General features: G+C 38.0%; 2 protein-coding genes. Both read left to right on the forward strand.

The window, feature by feature from the left end:
- Nucleotides 1-119: 119 nt before the first annotated feature.
- Nucleotides 120-557: a hypothetical protein gene (locus Q8907_16610; protein MDP4275891.1), complete on the forward strand. Its 438-nt coding sequence runs from the start codon at nt 120-122 to the stop codon at nt 555-557.
- A gap of 548 nt (nt 558-1,105) precedes the next feature.
- Nucleotides 1,106-2,096, forward strand: a 991-nt coding sequence (locus Q8907_16615) for a hypothetical protein (protein MDP4275892.1), incomplete at its 3' end; no start/stop codon positions are given.

Genomic DNA, 2,096 nt, shown 5'->3' on the forward strand with positions numbered 1-2,096 from the left:
ACCTGATTTTTGCATGGAAATACAATATGACGAAATTTGTAAAGGTGATTTATACGTGCTTTCATTTAAAAAACAATAAGATGGAATTGAACGGACATAATAAAAAGGAATTTCCGCCTATGCATACGGCCGAACATTTGTTGAACCAGACCATGATCAGAATGTTCGGATGCGAAAGGTCCAAAAGCAGCCATATAGAGCGGAAAAAGAGCAAGTGCGATTATTTTTTGGATGCCGAACCCACCGAGGGACAGATTACAGAGATTGAAAACAGGATTAACGCCGAAATACAGAAAAACCTGGAAATTAAAACTTCTTTTGTCGACAGGAATAATGTCCCGGCGAGTGTTGATTTGAGCAAGTTGCCTGAAGATGCCAGTCAGACATTAAGACTGGTTTATGTGGGCGACTATGATGTTTGCGCCTGTATTGGCGATCATGTTGAAAACACGAGCCAAATTGGCACATTCAAAATTATAAGTACAGATTATTCCGAAGGAAAGTTGAGGATTCGTTTCAAGCTTGAAGACTGTCCGTACAATGAAGTATCTGAGTAACCTTTTAAGATAAAATACTTAACCACAAGGATCACAAGGTTTTCACAAGGATCACAATTAATATGTATTCTCCGTGAACTTTGTGCCTTTGTGGTAAATGTATTTCAAACCCTTTCAAACTTTTATTTAATAGGTCTCCGCTACGCGGCTTGATTACTTGATTTTATTATATTTTCTACAAATAGGACGCCGCTATGCGGCTTAATATAAAATTCATCCCGGAACACAAGACACTTTAAACCCTTTGAACAATATCGAACCATTTCAAACCATTTCAAACCAATTCAAACATTCATCAAACCACCTCAAACAATCTTAAACCACAAGGTTTTCATAAGGATCACTGCTAAACTAAAATATATTTAAAAATTGGTAAATGACCATATAACCCTTATCTTTAATATTCGCATGTAATAAAGATTTATAAATGTTTATATTATGAAATAATTTGGACTGCAAAGTTTTGATATCTCATACCCTAATTCCTTTATTCTTTTTTGGCTAATAAATATTGACATAACGAGTTTATCACTTAAAACCAATCTTCTATGAAAATATTCAGCTTGAAAAACCTGACCGTTGTTACATCGGTTTTTATATCAATGAAAATCTATTCCCAGTCTCCTCCTGAAATTATTTGGGGCAGGCAGTTTGGGACCGACAAGGAAGAATATTGCATGAATCATGTGAATGATGGTTCCGGAAATATTTATGTCTGTGGAAAGACGACCGGAAGCCTGACTGGTAAAAATTTTGGGAAAAACGACGGATTTATCACGAAAATGGATGCTTCGGGCAATGTGATATGGACCCGGCAATTTGGAACCAGCGAAGATGAAAATGTTTTATGGTCGGCTATTGACTGTCACGGCTGCGTTTATATCACTGGTTCTACGACTGGCGATATGGAAGGTAAAAACTCAGGTAAGGAAGACATTTTCATTGTAAAATACAATCCGGATGGCCAATTGCTATGGGAAAAGCAATTTGGTACCGACAGTACGGACGTGGGGAATGGAATTTATGCCGGTAACCAGGGTTTTGTTTATTTAACCGGTATCACCAGGGGAAAGCTTGGGGATTTATCTTTTGGCAGTGCCGATGGTTTTGTGATGAAATTGGATAGTTCGGGCAAAAAAATATTTGTAGATCAATTTGGCACACCTGCTGATGATTTTAGTTCTGCCATAACCTGCGATAATTCTTCAATTTATATCTGTGGTTCAACATGGGGTAATCTGGCTGCGAAGAATAACGGATTAATAGACATCATTACAGGACAATTTACAACCGAAGGGAAGCTGGTCCGGTTTAATCAGTTGGGCAGCGAAGGTTTTGATTTTGCAATGAACCTGGCTGTTGATGAGGATAAAAATTTATATCTATGCGGTTCAACATCTGGAAATTTTGGCGGGGAGCAAATTGGCGATGGGGATTGCTTTTTAACCAAGGTCAGCAATAAAGGTGAAATATTATGGAACAGGCAATTCGGCACGAAGAACCATGACGGAAGCCGTGGAATTCTGATTGAAAAGGGAA

The sequence above is a fragment of the Bacteroidota bacterium genome, assembly GCA_030706565.1.
In the GTDB taxonomy this organism is placed as follows: Bacteria; Bacteroidota; Bacteroidia; order Bacteroidales; family JAUZOH01; genus JAUZOH01.